Source organism: Gardnerella sp. DNF01141, assembly GCF_049244255.1.
Classification (GTDB): Bacteria; Actinomycetota; Actinomycetes; order Actinomycetales; family Bifidobacteriaceae; genus Bifidobacterium; species Bifidobacterium vaginale_E.
This window is the reverse complement of record NZ_CP058391.1, coordinates 306,258-322,209: the sequence shown is the minus strand read 5'-3', so window position 1 is coordinate 322,209 and position 15,952 is coordinate 306,258. Positions and strand designations below refer to the sequence as shown.

General features: G+C 43.1%; 14 protein-coding genes, 1 tRNA gene and 1 pseudogene. 14 read left to right on the top strand and 2 right to left on the bottom strand.

Going from position 1 to position 15,952, the window contains the following annotated elements:
* Nucleotides 1-63 precede the first annotated feature (63 nt).
* The 5 genes from pflA (at nt 64) to HXT35_RS01205 (ending at nt 5,920) form a co-directional block, all read left to right on the top strand.
* A complete protein-coding gene (pflA, locus tag HXT35_RS01225; RefSeq protein ID WP_004127262.1) occupies nt 64-945 on the top strand; it encodes a pyruvate formate-lyase-activating protein in 882 nt (293 codons plus the stop codon).
* Between the two features lie 135 nt (nt 946-1,080).
* The gene (locus HXT35_RS01220; protein WP_004127264.1) at nt 1,081-1,452 is read left to right on the top strand and encodes a hypothetical protein; all 372 of its coding nucleotides are present in this window, start codon (nt 1,081-1,083) and stop codon (nt 1,450-1,452) included.
* Nucleotides 1,453-1,646: 194 nt separating this feature from the next.
* Nucleotides 1,647-2,984, top strand: a complete 1,338-nt coding sequence (locus HXT35_RS01215; protein WP_421788189.1) for an HRDC domain-containing protein — start codon at nt 1,647-1,649, stop codon at nt 2,982-2,984.
* A gap of 51 nt (nt 2,985-3,035) precedes the next feature.
* Complete coding sequence (tig, locus tag HXT35_RS01210; protein ID WP_421788187.1) at nt 3,036-4,385, top strand: trigger factor; 1,350 nt, start codon at nt 3,036-3,038, stop codon at nt 4,383-4,385.
* 110 nt (nt 4,386-4,495) lie between these two features.
* Entirely contained in the window at nt 4,496-5,920 is a 1,425-nt protein-coding gene (locus tag HXT35_RS01205; RefSeq protein ID WP_004127271.1) for a chloride channel protein, read from the top strand.
* Between the two features lie 69 nt (nt 5,921-5,989).
* Here HXT35_RS01205 and HXT35_RS01200 read toward each other — a convergent pair whose 3' ends face one another.
* Complete coding sequence (locus HXT35_RS01200; protein WP_004127274.1) at nt 5,990-6,865, bottom strand: hypothetical protein; 876 nt, start codon at nt 6,863-6,865, stop codon at nt 5,990-5,992.
* A gap of 208 nt (nt 6,866-7,073) precedes the next feature.
* Here HXT35_RS01200 and HXT35_RS01195 point away from each other — a divergent pair, with 208 nt between their 5' ends.
* From HXT35_RS01195 to HXT35_RS01175, 5 genes and pseudogenes are all read left to right on the top strand, one after another.
* Nucleotides 7,074-7,685: an ATP-dependent Clp protease proteolytic subunit gene (locus tag HXT35_RS01195; protein ID WP_019261062.1), complete on the top strand. Its 612-nt coding sequence runs from the start codon at nt 7,074-7,076 to the stop codon at nt 7,683-7,685.
* A 3-nt stretch (nt 7,686-7,688) separates the two neighbouring features.
* Nucleotides 7,689-8,363, top strand: a complete 675-nt coding sequence (locus HXT35_RS01190) for an ATP-dependent Clp protease proteolytic subunit (protein WP_019261061.1) — start codon at nt 7,689-7,691, stop codon at nt 8,361-8,363.
* Nucleotides 8,364-8,482: 119 nt separating this feature from the next.
* Nucleotides 8,483-8,556 (top strand) — tRNA-Arg (locus tag HXT35_RS01185).
* 131 nt (nt 8,557-8,687) lie between these two features.
* Nucleotides 8,688-9,926 (top strand): annotated as a pseudogene (locus HXT35_RS01180) (Na+/H+ antiporter NhaA); the annotation flags it as partial.
* Between the two features lie 88 nt (nt 9,927-10,014).
* The gene (locus tag HXT35_RS01175) at nt 10,015-10,818 is read left to right on the top strand and encodes a TIGR00730 family Rossman fold protein (RefSeq protein ID WP_004127294.1); all 804 of its coding nucleotides are present in this window, start codon (nt 10,015-10,017) and stop codon (nt 10,816-10,818) included.
* A 406-nt stretch (nt 10,819-11,224) separates the two neighbouring features.
* Here the strand turns inward: HXT35_RS01175 and HXT35_RS01170 are convergent, their stop codons facing one another.
* Nucleotides 11,225-12,271 carry a succinate dehydrogenase/fumarate reductase iron-sulfur subunit gene (locus tag HXT35_RS01170; RefSeq protein WP_004127297.1) on the bottom strand — a complete coding sequence of 349 codons (1,047 nt, stop codon included), beginning with the start codon at nt 12,269-12,271 and terminating at the stop codon, nt 11,225-11,227.
* 93 nt (nt 12,272-12,364) lie between these two features.
* Between HXT35_RS01170 and HXT35_RS01165 the strand changes: the two genes are divergently transcribed.
* The 4 genes from HXT35_RS01165 to HXT35_RS01150 all read left to right on the top strand — a co-directional run bounded on the left by HXT35_RS01165 (nt 12,365) and on the right by HXT35_RS01150 (nt 15,914).
* On the top strand, nt 12,365-13,162 hold the full coding sequence (locus tag HXT35_RS01165) for a 16S rRNA (uracil(1498)-N(3))-methyltransferase (RefSeq protein WP_004127300.1): 798 nt from the start codon (nt 12,365-12,367) through the stop codon (nt 13,160-13,162).
* 113 nt (nt 13,163-13,275) lie between these two features.
* The gene (locus tag HXT35_RS01160; protein WP_004127303.1) at nt 13,276-13,653 is read left to right on the top strand and encodes a histidine triad nucleotide-binding protein; all 378 of its coding nucleotides are present in this window, start codon (nt 13,276-13,278) and stop codon (nt 13,651-13,653) included.
* A gap of 99 nt (nt 13,654-13,752) precedes the next feature.
* A complete protein-coding gene (gene ybeY / locus HXT35_RS01155; protein WP_004127307.1) occupies nt 13,753-14,307 on the top strand; it encodes an rRNA maturation RNase YbeY in 555 nt (184 codons plus the stop codon).
* Between the two features lie 47 nt (nt 14,308-14,354).
* Complete coding sequence (locus HXT35_RS01150; RefSeq protein WP_004127310.1) at nt 14,355-15,914, top strand: hemolysin family protein; 1,560 nt, start codon at nt 14,355-14,357, stop codon at nt 15,912-15,914.
* Nucleotides 15,915-15,952 lie beyond the last annotated feature (38 nt).

Genomic DNA, 15,952 nt, shown 5'->3' with positions numbered 1-15,952 from the left:
CTGTTGCAACAGTTACACATTGCAATAGTTACACACAGCTAAATAAGTTTGGAGGGCAGAAAAGTGGTTGAAAATACAGCGTTTCGTACTACTACTCAGCATATGCTCAAAGAGTCAAAAGAGTATGCTCGTCAAACTTTAATGGGTGGACTTTCCGGCTTTGAGTCGCCAATTGGTTTGGATCGTAAAGATCGCTTAGTAGCTCTTAAAACAGGCGATATTGGGTTCGTGCATTCGTGGGATATTAACACTTCTGTTGACGGCCCTGGAACTCGTATGACAGTGTTTATGAGCGGTTGCCCGCTTCGCTGCCAGTATTGCCAAAATCCTGATACTTGGAAAATGCGCGACGGCAAGCCTGTCTACTTAGATGCGATGATTAAAAAAGTTGACCGTTATCAAAGTCTTTTTAAGGCAACAGGCGGCGGAATCACTTTTTCTGGCGGCGAATCCATGATGCAACCAGCTTTTGTATCTAGAGTCTTTCGTGCTGCAAAAGAAATGGGCGTTCACACTTGCTTGGATACTTCCGGCTTTTTGAATCGCAATTACACGGACGAAATGATTGAAGACATTGATCTTTGCCTTCTTGACGTTAAATCCGGAACTGAAGAAACATATAAAAAAGTTACCGGCGGCTTGCTTCAGCCAACTATTGATTTTGGTCAGCGCTTGGCGAAGGCTGGTAAGAAGATTTGGGTGCGTTTTGTGCTAGTTCCAGGTTTGACCGACAGCGAAGAAAACGTTGAAAAAGTTGCCGAAATTTGCGATTCGTTTGGGGATGCTGTTGAGCATATCGACGTGCTTGGCTTCCATCAACTAGGCCGCCCAAAGTGGCATGAGCTTAGGATTCCGTACCCTCTTGAGAATCAAAAAGGTCCTTCTAGGGCGCTTAAAGAGCGAGTTGTAAACCAGTTCAAAGACCACGGTTTTGTTGTTTACTAGACTGCGTTTAGACTGCATTTAAATTGCGTCAAAAATGTAACTGTAATTTAGGCAATCTTTGCGTATAGTATTGTTTTTTTTTTTAAAGGATTTTGTATAATTACACAAACACCCTTTTTAGAGAAAGGATACGCAATGAAGCGCAGAATAGGTTGTTGGATTGCATTAGCTTTTGCATTAGCGTTAGCTATTTTTGCACGGTGTAACGATCAGTTTGGCTTTGGCACAGCGCTTGTTATTTTAATTGTTTTGCCGATAATTTTGTTGCCGATAAATATTGTTGCATCTTTCGATAAGAAACTTCTTATTGAAGTGCCAATAATATCTATTGCTATAACCATTGCTACAGAACTTGCCACTTTCCCAATAAGAGATTTAGGTTTACATTCTCTCTATGTTATCCCAACAGTTTTAGTTTCGGCAGTCGCATTTACTCTTACTAGATTCCTTAAAACTAAGCTTGTTAAGCACATAAATGACGAAATAGCAAACAATAAAACAGATTGATTATTTATTTGATTATTTATTTGATTATTTATTTTTGAATAGTCGTAGTTGTGTGCGAAAGTTGAAGCCGTGTTAAAAGATGCATAATCTTTCAACACGGCTTAAATATTTTTTTACGGATATTTTGCAAAAAGTACAGAATATTTTGCAAAAAACGTAAGAATTTGGGTAAAGCATGCAATCGGGAGGCGTACTTGAACGAGGAACCAAAGCTCTTAAAAGAGCCTAGAGACGGTGTTCCAGAAGTCATTGATACGCTTGAAGCATATAAAGAATATTGCAGTTTATTGGCAGCGGGCTCTGGCCCTTTGGCTGCGGACGCTGAGCGAGCTTCCGGTTTTCGCTACAATCATGAAGATTGGTTGATTCAATTTAAACGCAAGGGTGCAGGAATTGGTTTGCTTGATCCTGTCTCTCTTAAGAAGCTCGGTGTTGATTGGCATGAGTTTAACGAGGCAATAGGGGATTCGCCTTGGATTATTCACGACTCTATGCAAGATTTGCCAGGATTTTTCGACATTGGTTTGCGTCCGCGTGACTTATTTGATACGGAAATCGCGGCTAAATTACTTGGCAGAAAGCGCTTCGGCTTAAGTTCTGTAACCGAATATTATTTGGGTTTGACGCTCGCAAAAGAACATTCTGCAGCGGACTGGTCTTACCGCCCTCTTCCTAGAGATTGGCGAAATTACGCGGCTTTAGACGTTGAGCTGTTAATCGAACTAGAAGAAGTGATGCGCGGCGAACTTAAAAAGCAAGGAAAATTGGATTGGGCTAAAGAAGAATTTAAGCACTTGCTTATAAAGGGCGCGCAAAAGAAAGCGCCTCATCCTCGTCCGTGGCTTAAAATTTCGCATATAAATGTTCTTATGCACGATCGTGTTGGCTTAATAATTGCAAAAGACTTGTGGCAAGAGCGTGATGCTTTAGCTCAAAAATACGATATTGCGCCTAATCTTTTGCTTTCTGACTCAGCAATTATTGAAGCCGGAAAGCGTAAGCCGCGTAATGCTCGCGATTTTCGTTCTATTCGTTCACTAAACGAGCGTGTGCGCATTCACACAGGCAGCGAACAAGACAAAATGTTTGAACGTTACGCGCCAATTCAGCGCAAAATTAAGCCATCTCTTTGGAAGAATATTATTGAAAAAGCGCTTAATCGTGCAAAATCTGGCGAAACAGCCATGGATGATTTTTCGGAAATTGCGCATAATGATTCTGACGATTTTAAAGATTCTAAAAGTTTGCAACAGTCTCAAGATTCGCAATCCGCACCTCGCTCAATGCGCTATTGGAAAGAGCATCATCCCGCTAGATATGAGCGTTTGCAACGAATTCGAGCAGTTCTTACAAGTATTTCGCAAGACACGCATACTCCAGTAGAAGTCATTATTAAACCGCAAATTATTCGTAACTTATGTTGGTGCGAAAATATTACGGATGTTGACGTTTATTCCTTCTTTTTGGAACAAGGCGCTAGGCCATGGCAAGTTGCACTTATTGCTGAGTCCGTAACTCGCGCTATCATGTAACGGTTGTGCCATACGGCAGAAGGTAGAAAACGTAATTTCAGGAGCGCAAGCGTGAAAATCAGCGTCAGGAATCTTGAGCCAACTAAGGTTAAGCTCACTATCACCGCAGATCTCGAAGACTTCAAGCCATTCTTGGATGAGGCTCGTAAGGAGATTGCAAAGCAAATTAACGTGCCAGGTTTCCGTAAGGGTCATGTGCCGGGCAAGATTGTAGATCAGCGTGTCGGTTTTGCAGCCGTTGCTGGTGAAGCCGTTAATTCCGCTGTACCAGAGCTTTATTCCAATGCTTTGGAAGAAAAGAAGATTCGCCCAATGGATCAGCCAGAGTTTGACGTTCAGGAAGTTCCAACGTCTACTGAGGCTGATACAACTCTTAAGTTTGTTGCAACCGTTGAGCGTCGTCCAGAGTTCAAGCTGAACAAGTTCAAGGGCGTTGAGATTGAAGTTGAGAAGCCAAAGGTTTCCGACAAGGATGTTAAGGCTCGTTTGGAAGCTCTTCGTCAGCGTTTCGCAACTTTGGTTGGCGTTGATCGTCCAGCTACTAAGGGTGATTACACCAATATTGATTTGGAAGCTCGCATTAACGATGAAGTTGTTGACGCTCAGGAAGGCGTTAGCTACGAAATCGGTTCTGGCGTTTTGCTTGACGGCTTGGATGAGGCTTTGGATAGCCTTTCTGCTGGTGAAGAAACCACCTTTGAAGGCAAGCTTGAGTCCGGTAAGCATAAGGGCGAAAAGGCTCAGATTAAGGTTAAGGTTAATTCCGTAAAGACTCAGGAATTGCCAAAGCTTGATGATGATTTCGCTCAGGAAGCTTCTGAGTTTGACACTTTGAAGGAATTGAAGGCAGAAATTCGCAAGTCTTGTGAACAGGCTGCTGAAGGTCGTCAGGCCACTAACGCTCGTGACGCATTCCTCGTTAAGCTTCAGGAAGAAGTTGAAATTCCTGTGCCAAAGGGTGTTTTGGACAAGGCTGTTGCTGAGCATTTGAAGGGTATGACTCCAGATCCTGAAAAGGCTACTAAGAAGCAGAAGGATGAGGCTCAGAAGGCTGCAGAAAAGGAAATTCGCGACCAGATGGTTCTCGATGCTTTGGCTGAGCAGATGGATGTATCCGTTTCTCAGGCAGATGTCACTAACTTCTTGATTTCTGTTGCTCAGCAGTACGGCATGGATCCAAACCAGTTCATTAATGCAATCGTGAACAATGGTCAGCTTGGTTCTGCTGTTCAGGAAGTTGCTCGTTCTAAGGGCTTGCTTGCTGGTATGCGCGCTGTAAAGTTTGTTTCTGAAGGCGAGGCTCTTGATTTGAGCGCATTCTTGTCTGAAGAAGATGAAGAAAACGAAAGCGTAGAAGCTGCAACTAAGGCTGCTGCTGTTGCTGACGAGCTTTCTAAGTAGAAGTAGAGTAGAATTAACTAAATTCTAAGTTACTTTGTAAAGGCTTTAAGTAAGACCTGACGGAATTATTTTTCTGTCGGGTCTTATTTATATAAGGATTGCGAGAAGTTATGGATAGTAGCTCTGGAACAAAGTCTGAATCTTGCTCAAGATTTGGCGGTTTAGTTAATCTCGCAATTCGAGTAGCGCGATTTGCTGCAACTTCTGTTTTTCTCGGTATTCTTACAGGCTTAGGTGCAACAGTTCTTACGCTTATTTTTTACGCAGTACAATACCTTGCTTTTGGCTCAATTGAATCTGCTAAAAACGCTGTATTTTCAGCGCTTCCGTGGTATCGCTACGTGCTATCTACAACCATTTCTATGACTATTGCCGGCCTAGCTTGGTATTTTTTGCGCAAAAGAGAGAATCCTCCTCGTATTGTTACAATTCCGCAAGCTGTTTTCGGAAGCAATATGCCAATTTTTTCTACTGTCGCACACATTTTGCTGCAAATCGGCATTGTTGGCTCTGGAATTTCAATCGGCAGGGAAGTAGCCCCGCGAGAATTGGCCGCAATGATTGCTCAGCATTACAGCCGTATTTTTCATGTGCCTGCTAAAACTCAGCGCGTGCTGATTGCCTCTGCTGCTGGTGCTGGCTTGGCTGCAGTGTATCACGCGCCTTTAGCTGGCACTATACTTGCATTAGGTCTGCTTAGTAAAACTCAAGGTCTTGGTTTTTATGCGTGGCTAAATCGTGAAAATGGTCCTGCATTGGTTAATGTAGTTAAAAATATTGCGCAATCAGAGCGCATGTATTGCTTTCCTTTTGCGCTTGTTATGAATTATGTTGCTGCGTTTGTTGTTGAATTGTTATTGCATCATTCTAGTTATTACAATATTCCGCAATTTTCTTGCGCGATTTCTTGGCAAATCTGCGTTTTAGCTGTTGCTGTTGGTGCAGTGTGCGGTTTAGTTGGCTACGTTTTTCGTTTGGGTATTGTTTGGTGTCGCACTCATGCTTTGCGTGGCGTAAAAATGTTGTGTTTTATGCCTGTAGCTGGCTTAGTTATTGGTGTTTCAGCTTGCGGTTTTCCGCATATTATGGGCAATGGTAGGTCGCTTTCTCAACTTGCTTTTTCTGTATCTACTTCTTCGCATGTTGAAGTTGTCTCGAATATTATGATTATTTTGCTACTTCTTGCAATGATGAAAATGTTTGCTACTTTGATTGTTTTGCGAGCTGGTGCTTCCGGTGGCGTGCTGCAGCCGAGCATTTCAACTGGCGCTTGCATTGGTCTTGTTGTAGGCGTTATAAGTATGAAACTTCCATTTATCGGTAGCATGCTATTGAATCAGCCTGAAGTATTACTACTGTCTGCTATTTTTGGCGCTGCAAGTCTATTGACTGCAAGTCGAAAATCATTATGGTTTGCGCTTGTACTTGTGGCGCAATTAGTGGACGTTCCGCTTATTATGATTGTGCCGATGGCTGTTTCCTGCATTGCTGCACGAAGTGTAACGCTGCCGCTAAGAATTTTTAGACGCAAATAAAGTATGCGCCTTTGCCTATTCAATGAGTAACAAAAGCGCATACTTGCATATAGTATATTTGTATATTATTTACTCATCGATGAAGTCATCTTTATAAATAACACTGTCGTCGTTATTTAAAACAGTGTAATACAAGTGTATTGGGGAACTGACCTTATTCTTAGCTTCTTCAACTGCTGGGAACAGATTTGAAAGGAAAAGCCTGTCAGAGAAAGTAGCTTCAGCCTTTGAAATTGCATTGTCAGGTACACGATCTTTGAATTTAATAGTTATATTGAGGCTATCTCCCTGAGCATCAAACGTTGCGGATACGTCATCATCGCCTCTTTCTTCAAAGTCTGATGGATGGCAATCTGCGTATTCTTCAATATTGGCGCTTTTTTCTGCAGAACAATCGGAATGTTTTTTAAAAGTGCCTGAGATTAATCCGCCGAAAAGTATTACTGCTAGTACAATAGCAACAATTACAGCAATTCTTTTCTTATGCTCATCTGCTAGTGTCGTATTTACGAAGCTTATTACTTGCTGCTGAACATTTTTATATGTTTTTATTAAATTATCGCTGTTTATGTAAGTGTTTATTGGATTATTGTTATTCTGATAGCCATTATTCTGGTAAGTATTGTTCTGGTAGTCATTCTGGTAGTCATTCTGGTACCAATTGTTCTGGTAGTCATTCTGGTAGTTATTCTGGTAGTCGTTCTGGTAGTCGTTCTGGTATCCATTATTCTGGTAAGTATTGTTCTGATAAGTATTTGCTGGATTTGCATTATTTTGGTAACCAGAATTCATGTATGAATTGTTTTGATAAGTGTCCGTTTGATTCGCATTATTTGTGTAAGTGTTTTCTAGATTCGCATTATTTGTGTAATCGTTGATCTGATTCTCATTGTTTTCTTCTGTATTTTGAGAATGATTGTTGTTTGGTAAGTTGTTGGAATCCATGTTCTCTCCTCTGTGAGCGAATTTACATTCAAAAAAAGATATACTAAATATTTTATATCAAATCTATATAATAGTTGAATAATTATCTGAATTGATTTGTAGAAATTCAGTGTAGAATATTTCGCTGATTTTATGCATACAATATTTTCTATACGGTCACACGCACACGATAATCTAGGAATACTTAAGTTTATGGTAAGGAGATAAGGTGACTGAGCTTTTTACAGCTTCTCCTGTTATGGAACAGGCGGAAGCGTCTTCGCCAACCGATTCTATTTTTAATCGGTTGCTAAAAGATCGCATTATTTGGTTGGGATCTGAAGTAAAAGACGAGAATGCTAATATCATCTGCGCTCAAATGTTAATGCTTGCTGCGCAAGATCCTAAGAAGGATATTTGGTTGTATATTAATTCTCCTGGTGGTTCTATTACCGCGGGTATGGCAATTTACGACACTATGCAGCTAATCGAACCAGATGTTGCAACTATTGCAGTCGGCATGGCAGCTTCTATGGGTCAGTTCTTGCTTAGTTCTGGCACTCCTGGTAAGCGTTATATTACGTCTCATGCGCGCGTGCTTATGCATCAGCCTTCTGGCGGAGTTGGCGGCACTGCTACGGATGTGCGTATTAATGCAGAGCTGATTATGGATATGAAGAAAACTCTTTCTGAATTAACAGCTAAGCAGACTGGTCATACCGTAGAAGAAATCTACCGAGACAACGAGTATGATCACTGGTTTACTGCTAAACAGGCGTTGGAGTATGGTTTTGTAGATAAAATCGTAACAACTCCTGCTTCAATGCGAGGTGAGGAGTAACTTATGGCAAGTGAAGAAGCAAAGTTTGTTGCACGTGCTGAGCGTTTGGCTGGTTTTGGCGGCGTTTCTTGTGCACAGCAAATTACTAACCGCTACGTTTTGCCGCAGTTTGGTGAGCAAACCCCGTACGGCTTAAAAACGCATGATCCGTACACGAAGCTTTTTGAAGATCGTATTATTTTTATGGGCGTTCAGGTTGACGACACTTCTGCTGACGATATTATGGCTCAGCTTTTGGTGTTGGAAAGCATGAATAGTGAACGCGACATTATGATGTATATCAATTCTCCCGGTGGCTCTATGACTGCAATGACTGCTATTTACGACACAATGCAGTATATTGGTCCAGATGTTCAAACCGTATGCTTGGGTCAGGCTGCATCTGCTGCTGCGATTTTGCTTGCTGCGGGAGCTCATGGTAAGCGTATGATTTTACCGAATGCGCGCGTGCTTATTCATCAGCCTGCAATGGGTCAAGATTTTGGTAAGGCTACTGAAATTGAAATTCAGGCTAAGGAAATGCTTCGATTGCGAGAATGGTTAGAAAACACTCTTGCTAAGCATACCGGTCAAGATGTTGAGCGTATTCGCAAAGATATTGAGGTGGATACAATCTTAACTGCTCCAGAAGCTAAATCCTACGGTATTGTAGATAAAGTTCTTGAGCATCGAGAGTAGTTTTTGTAGAAGCTAAGCAAACTCCGGTCGACACGCCGGAGTTTGTGTTTTGTTTGTGATGGTTGTATATTAGTCAAGTTGCCGAAAACGAGAGAGTTCTTCTTGTGGACGGAAAACATGCGCCAGTAGCCCAACGGATTAGAGCATCTGACTACGGATCAGAAGGTTGCAGGTTCGAATCCTGTCTGGCGCACGAACAAAACGCGAAGCATTTGCCTCGCGTTTTTTTTTATCTCATCTGTTTGGTTTATCCCTCTCCGCTATACTAAAAAGTGCTGCAAAATTAATATGTTTTGCATAACATTGGGAGGAAATATTTACAACATGATACGACGCAGCTGGATAATAGTACGCAATATAGCAAACAATGAGCGAATTTCTGGCTTAATTATGCTTGGTTTTGCTCTTACTGGCTTATTGCTTGCAAACATTCCTTTAACCGCGCCAGTATTTGAAGCTGTTTCGCATACTCATATTGGTATTCCGTTTACTAATATTCACATGTCGATTAGCCATTGGGTTCAAGACGGCGTGCTTACTATTTTCTTCCTTTCTGTTGGTTTAGACTTAAAACACGAGCTTATTGCAGGATCTCTTTCTGATCCTCGTGCTGCTGCAATGCCAATGATTTGCGCAGTTGGTGGCATGATTGCCCCGCCGTTGCTTTTTGTTGCCACAGTAACAGTCTTTTCCGATCTTCACGCCGGTCAGGAGATTATGCGTCTTACTTCCGGCGCTTTACCTTCGTTAGGTATGGTTCGTGCTGGTTGGGCGATTCCAACTGCAACGGATATTGCTTTTTCGCTTGCAGTATTAGCTTTATTTGCTAAAACTTTGCCTCATTCTTTGCGTGCGTTTTTGATGACTCTTGCAACTGTTGACGATTTGCTTGGAATTGCGCTTATTGCAGTGTTCTTCTCTTCTCTAAACGCGTGGTACTGGTTTGTTGGCGTTGTTGTGTGTGGTCTTATTTGGACCACTTTAGTGCGTCTTAAACATGTTCCGTGGCCTCTTGTGGCGCTAGTTGGTATTGTGGCGTGGGTAATGATGTATGAAGCTGGAGTGCACCCAACTTTAGCTGGTGTAATGGTAGGATTACTCACTCCTGCGCATCTAGTTCACGGAGAAAAAACTTTGCGCGCGGAGCGTTATCGCGAAAAAATTCAGCCTGTATCTGCTTTAGTAGCGTTACCTATTTTTGCGCTTTTTTCAACCGGCGTGCATTTTGAAACGCTAACTTGGGAGCTGTTCTTATCTCCAATTCTTATTGCTATTACTATTGCTCTGGTTGTTGGAAAACCATTGGGAATTATGGTAACTGCTTGGCTTTCAAAGCATTTACTTGGCTTAAAAGTTCCGGACTCTTTGCGTGTAGTTGATTTGCTTCCGACTGCTTGTGCGTGCGGTATTGGTTTCACAGTCTCGCTACTTATTGCTTCTCTTGCATATTCGGACGCAGATTTGTCTGCAGAGGCACGTTTTGGTGTTCTTGTTGCTTCTATTGTTGCAGCTGGTGTTGCGGGATTCTTGCTTTCTATGCAATCAAAGCATATGGAAGAAGAATTAGATGATATTGAAGATTAGCTTTTTTGTATTAGCTTTTGTGATTATTTTTTAGGATTATTTTTAGGATTATTTTTAGGGAGTAGTTATGAATAATAGTCAGGAAAATTATTCTTCAGAAGTTCCACCTTGGTCTAATACATATCATCGCGGTTCTGTGCTTATGCGCGGGTCTATGATTCCTAAAGAAAGCACAACCGAAACGCTTCTTCGTAAAGATAGAAGTCAGCAGATTGCGGCAGGCGTTGGTGCAGACCGAGATAACAAGTGGGATTGGCGAAGTGCAGACCCTTGGCGCGCGCTTCGAATTCAGGCTGAGTTTGTTGACGGTTTTGACACTCTTGCTGGATTAGGACCTGCTGTTAGTGTTTTTGGTTCTGCGCGCATAAAAGATGGCGAGCCGGAATATATGGCCGCGCTAACTATGGGCAAGGAGCTTGTAAAACGCGGTTTTGCGGTTATTACAGGCGGTGGCCCTGGCATTATGGAGGCTGCGAATCGCGGTGCTGCAGAAGCGGGCGGCACTTCGGTTGGTTTGGGTATTGAGCTTCCGCACGAGCAGGGTTTGAATCAGTGGATTAATCTTGGAATGCAGTTTAGATACTTCTTCGTTAGAAAAACAATGTTTATGAAGTATTCTTCCGGAATTATTGTGTGTCCTGGCGGATTTGGCACAATGGACGAAATGTTCGAAGCTCTAACTCTTGTACAAACGCATAAGGTTGCGCGAGTGCCGGTTGTGCTGTTTGGAACTGAGTATTGGAAGGGCTTGATTAACTGGTTGCAGTCGACTGTTACTTCTCGTGGATTAATTTCGTCTCTTGACCCGCACTTGTTTGCTGTTACGGACGATCCGCTAGAAGCAGTGCGCATAGCGTCTGGTACTAATTAAGATTAATCGAGTCGCATTTTTAAGCGAAAACGACATTTTCTTTACAGTTACGTATAAGTTTATATTACAATTCGTTTAATGTGGCGTGAGTTTTTGGGGATTTCTTTCCTCGCACGTCCCGTCCTTCGGGCGCTCTGGCTGTTAAAGGCGTTTAGTGTGTTCGCCTTTCTTAAAGAATGTAGCTTCTCAGTCCTCTTTTAGTGCTCGTAAAGAAATCCCCCAAACTCTGCATGCTAATTCGTTAATAACCGTGCTAATCGCAGAGATTTTTCGATTTTTCTTCTTCGCTCGACGAATCAGCAGCCTACGGCTCTGACGTTCGCCTCGCTCAGTGCAAAAAATCTCAAATCTCACTATACGAACATCCACATGAATGAATGACGACGCAATTAATATGTAAATCAACCTACAAGTTTTTGCGCTCATTCACTAGTGTTGTAAGTTGCCAAATTTCTTCGCCGACGTCAATTCCGCGCGGACACTGCCTTGAGCACGCACGAACCGACTGGCATGCACTAATTCCGTCGCTGCCGTCAATCAAATCTAATCGACGCTCTGTTGCATTGTCTCTAGAGTCGTAAATAAAACGAGCCGCGTTAATCAAAGCAGCAGGCCCAATAAAAGCCTCGCCGCCGGCGTAGATTGGGCATATTCCTTCGCACGCACCGCACATAATGCAGTTACTTAAAAGCTCAAACTTTTGCAACTCTTCAGGATGCTGCAAAAACTCAATAAGCTTAAGTTTTCCTTCATTATTTCGCACAGAAACGTCTGCTGCTTGTAAATAAGGTTCTAAACGTTTTATTTGCGAAACCATAGGTGAAAGGTCGCAAATAAGATCGCGCTGAACTGCAAATCCAGCAAGAGGTGCAAGTTCGATAATACCGAAACTTCCATTTTTTTGAGCTACAGTCTGCGTAGATTCTTTTTGTAGAATTGGCGATTTTGCTGAGCTTTCGCCGCTACTTGAAGTTCCGGTTTTTCTAAATCCGCGAGATTGCACGTTATTTGTGATTTCTGGACGAGCGTTCGCGCCTATTGTTGCGCTGCAAAGTAAAGTTGGCATGCCGTTTACGTTTGCAGCATCCGATCCGCAAACTCCGTGGCCACAAGAGTAGCGAAAAGCCAAAGTCGGGTCGATTGTGCGCTTAATAGTTAGCAAGCAGCTAAGAATAGTATCCGTTGAACGAACTCGCAAAACGTAATCTTGAACCCAATGCTTGCCTTGAATGCGTTTCATAGAAGGAATGGAAGATTCAGCATCGCTATCTTCTTTTTGTGCAGAATCTACTTTTGCAAAAGGATTGCTACGCTTTTTTCGAGCAAATGGACTTTCGTGACGTTTTCGCACGAGTTTAGTAGCGTCTTGCGGATTTTGCGTTTCTTCGCACGGCGCAAAGCGCGAAATACGCAAAGTAACAAGCGCAGTGTTATCACCAAGCTCATTACTCATTGCAACCTCCAGTACGTACTGTTCTAGTTTGCCACAATACTTGCACAGAAATATTTTTAGTACTTGGCGCATCCTCACGTTAGGCTTTAGATTATGACTGACGCTTTATTTTTGCTAGATACTGACCACGATAATGCTCCTGTGCTTGCAGATGGGATTGAGGAAGGATGGACACTTACGCTTCCTTCCAGCGTAAAACGCCACGCAATATCCGCTATGCGCTTGTTAGAGGGTGACTCTTTGCAACTTTCTGACGGCAAAGGCTTGCGAATTCACGCAACTGTTACGGATGCGGAAAATGGTTTAGTTCGCGTCGATGCGTTCACTCGAGAAGCGCGTTGCACTACGCGTCTTGCGCTTGTGCAGGCTTTAGCAAAAACCGGCCACGATGAGCAAGCAATCGATATGGCTACGCAAATTGGCGTAGATGAAGTGATTCCTTGGTGCGCTGACCGCTCAATCGCAAAGTGGAAGCCTGGTCGCACGGATAAGCGTTGGAATCAGGTGTTGCAGGCTGCTACAGAGCAGTCTCGAAGAGCTTTTATGCCGGAGCTTCAAGAATGCGTGTCCAGTAAGCAGATTGTTGCAATATGTAGACGTGCGTGCGTTTACGGAAACCTAGTAGTGGTATTGCATCAGGATGCAACCGACTGCTGGAGTCAAATCGAGCAAGCTGTAAACACTCTTACAGAGCGCTGCCTGGATGATGGCAAGGAGCGCACTGTTTACGTGCTTGTTGGTCCAGAAGGCGGAATTAGTGACGACGAGGTTTCGATGTTTGTTGACGCTGGTGCTAAAAGCTGCGTTTTGGGCAGCAATATTCTTCGCGCATCCACTGCAGGACCTGTGGCACTTTCGCTTCTTTCGCGCGCTTTAGGCCGGTACGAATAGTGAAAAAATCATAAATAAAATGCGCAAGTTTGTGTAAAATAGTATGTAGTGTGCCGATTGCTTTTGGCTTTTGGCATGAATTTTATTTCGTAATAAAAAATAGGGGAGAAACCATGAGCGATGCAACTATGAGCAATGCTGCGAGCCATACTGATCCAGACTGCATTTTTTGCAAGATTATTGCCGGCGAAATTCCAAGCACGCGCGTTTACGAAGATGATTCGGTAGTCGCTTTTAAGGATATTAATCCGCAGGCAAAAGTGCATGTGCTAATTGTGCCGCGCAATCACTATAAGAATGTTGCTGAGCTTGCTAGTAAAGCTCCTGAAACTTTAGCTCATATTGCTGGTGTTGCGCAAAATATTGCTAACGACGCGTTTAATGGAGACTACAGGCTTGTTTTTAACACTGGTCTTGCAGCTGGTCAAACAGTATTCCATGTTCATGCACATGTGCTTACTGGCGAAAAGCTTGTGGAAGGCAGCTTGTAAAGCTTACAAAATAGCGCACTTTTACAAAATAGCGCGCTCGTGCAAAATCTAAACTAGCAACACTTGAAAAATAAACTTCGAGAGGAATAACAAATAATCATGAGCATTGAAGTCATGAACGAAACCGTGTGGCGAATCGACGCTAAAATCTTCTCCGATCTTGGAATGTGGGTGTTGCAGCAGATGAAAGTCAGCACGCAGTCAGATTTATCAATTACTTTCGTTGATCCGGAGCCAATTGCCTGCCTTCACGAGCGCTGGATGAACCTTGAAGGTCCAACAGATGTTATGAGTTTTCCAATGGACGAACTTACTCCTGGAAGCGATGACAAAGTTTCCGAGGGCATGCTTGGAGACTTGGTGATTTGTCCTTGGGTGGCTCAGCAGCAGGCGCTCGCGGCGGGGCATAGCACAATGGAAGAGATGATGCTTTTAACCATTCACGGCATATTGCATTTGCTTGGTTACGATCACACAACTCGCGAAGAAGAAAAGCAAATGTTTGGTTTGCAGCGTCAGCTTTTGCTTACTTTCTTCGCTGCACGTTCTGGGGAATTGTATGACGCTACTCTTCCGGAAGGAGCTGTGAACGAGCTTGAACGTTACGATGCTGAGCATGATGCAAGCGGAGGCAGAAATAACAAAAGCAAGTAAGCACGAGTAAGCACAAGTAAGCAGTCGTAAGATTTAAGAGCATAATTATGGAAGATATTAAAGCATTTTTTACAAATATATCGTTACCGGAACTTCCGTTGCACGTGTGGCTAGGATTAGCCGTTTTGCTTTTGCTTGCAATTCTTCTTGTGTGGCTGTCTCTTGCAATGGCAGCTGCAGAAGGGGCAGTGCCTAAAGTTACGCGAGCGAGCTTAAACAATCTTATGATTGAAGCTCAAACTCACGATGACGACACAAGCGCAATAGTGCGTATGCGTAGAATTGCAAGAATTCATCGGGTAAAAAAGCTTATTTCAGACCGTTACGCAACTTCTAGCGCATGCGCTTTTGTGCGCGTTCTGTGCAATGTGTTTGACGGCGTTATTATTGCTGCGGTTTCGGCGTTTTTCGGCGCTCCAATGTGGCTTACTTTGGTTGTTGGCGTTGTGGTTTCGGTGATTGTTGCTGTTATTTCTATGCTTGTTCGCCCGCGTTCTGTGGGAGCTGCTCAGCCTGTGGCAAAGTTGATGAGACTTTCTCGCATTGTTTCTATTGCTATGGCGATTAATCCTCTGGTGCATATTGCTAGCGATGCTGACGTAACTTCTAGAAAAAAGAATGTTGATCTTTCAGACGATGAGGCTTTGGAAGATATTCAGCTGGATCAAGCAAAGGCGAGTATTGATCGCCTTGTTGAAGCGAATGATTTTGACCCTGAAGTTTCGGAAATGATGCGCAATGTGCTTACGCTTTCAGACACTTTGACTCGCGAAATCATGGTTCCTCGAACCGATATGATTTGCGTAAAAAGCGACGAAACGCTGGAAAATTTCCTGAAATTATGCTCAAGATCCGGATTTTCTAGAGTTCCTGTTATTGGAGATTCGGTTGACGATTTAGTTGGCGTTGCTTATTTGAAGGATGCAGTAAGAGCTACCGTGTTTAATCCTGCAGCTTCTTCTAGAGCTGTTGACACTATTAGCCGAGACCCTATGCTTGTGCCGGAGTCCAAGCCGGTTGACGATTTATTCCACGAAATGCAGCGAATTCGTCAGCATGTTGCTGTAGTTGTTGACGAATATGGCGGTATTGCAGGCTTGGTTACTATTGAGGATGCTATTGAGCAGATTGTGGGCGAGCTGGAAGATGAGCATGATCGCACGCAGCATGCGGATCCGGAAGAAGTAAGCGATGGCGTGTGGAAGATGCCTGCTAGAACGCCGATTGCGGATTTGGAGGATATTTTTGAAGTTCATATTGACGAAGACGATGTGGACACCGTGTTTGGTTTGCTTACGAAGCTGCTTGGTAACGTGCCGATTGTGGGATCTAGTGCGGTTACAAGAGGCTTAAAATTAACTGCTGTGGATTCTGCTGGTAGACGAAAGAAAGTCTCAACTATTTTGGTTGAGCGCGATGTTAAGGGCTTAGAAGAGCCTAAAGACGAGCAGTCTGAAAATAGCAGCGCGGTAAAACTTTCGGAAAAAATATCTGAAAAGATTTCGGAAAAACTTTCGGAAAAGATTTCCCCACAAGCGCTGGAAAGTAAGCAAACTAACGCGCTTAAGCAAGCAAGTAATATGAAGCAAACGAATTTACTGAAGTAAACGAATATGCTGAAATAAAGAACTGGACGGTAAGAATA

Excerpts from the sequence above, each read along its gene's own strand:
- HXT35_RS01190 (WP_019261061.1), top strand. The coding sequence starts at position 7,689 with ATGGCAAGTGAAGAAGCAAAGTTTGTTGCACGTGCTGAGCGTTTGGCT.
- HXT35_RS01165 (WP_004127300.1), top strand. The coding sequence starts at position 12,365 with ATGACTGACGCTTTATTTTTGCTAGATACTGACCACGATAATGCTCCT.
- HXT35_RS01170 (WP_004127297.1), bottom strand. The coding sequence starts at position 12,271 with ATGAGTAATGAGCTTGGTGATAACACTGCGCTTGTTACTTTGCGTATT.
- HXT35_RS01175 (WP_004127294.1), top strand. The coding sequence starts at position 10,015 with ATGAATAATAGTCAGGAAAATTATTCTTCAGAAGTTCCACCTTGGTCT.
- HXT35_RS01205 (WP_004127271.1), top strand. The coding sequence starts at position 4,496 with ATGGATAGTAGCTCTGGAACAAAGTCTGAATCTTGCTCAAGATTTGGC.
- HXT35_RS01220 (WP_004127264.1), top strand. The coding sequence starts at position 1,081 with ATGAAGCGCAGAATAGGTTGTTGGATTGCATTAGCTTTTGCATTAGCG.
- HXT35_RS01160 (WP_004127303.1), top strand. The coding sequence starts at position 13,276 with ATGAGCGATGCAACTATGAGCAATGCTGCGAGCCATACTGATCCAGAC.
- HXT35_RS01150 (WP_004127310.1), top strand. The coding sequence starts at position 14,355 with ATGGAAGATATTAAAGCATTTTTTACAAATATATCGTTACCGGAACTT.
- HXT35_RS01200 (WP_004127274.1), bottom strand. The coding sequence starts at position 6,865 with ATGGATTCCAACAACTTACCAAACAACAATCATTCTCAAAATACAGAA.
- ybeY (WP_004127307.1), top strand. The coding sequence starts at position 13,753 with ATGAGCATTGAAGTCATGAACGAAACCGTGTGGCGAATCGACGCTAAA.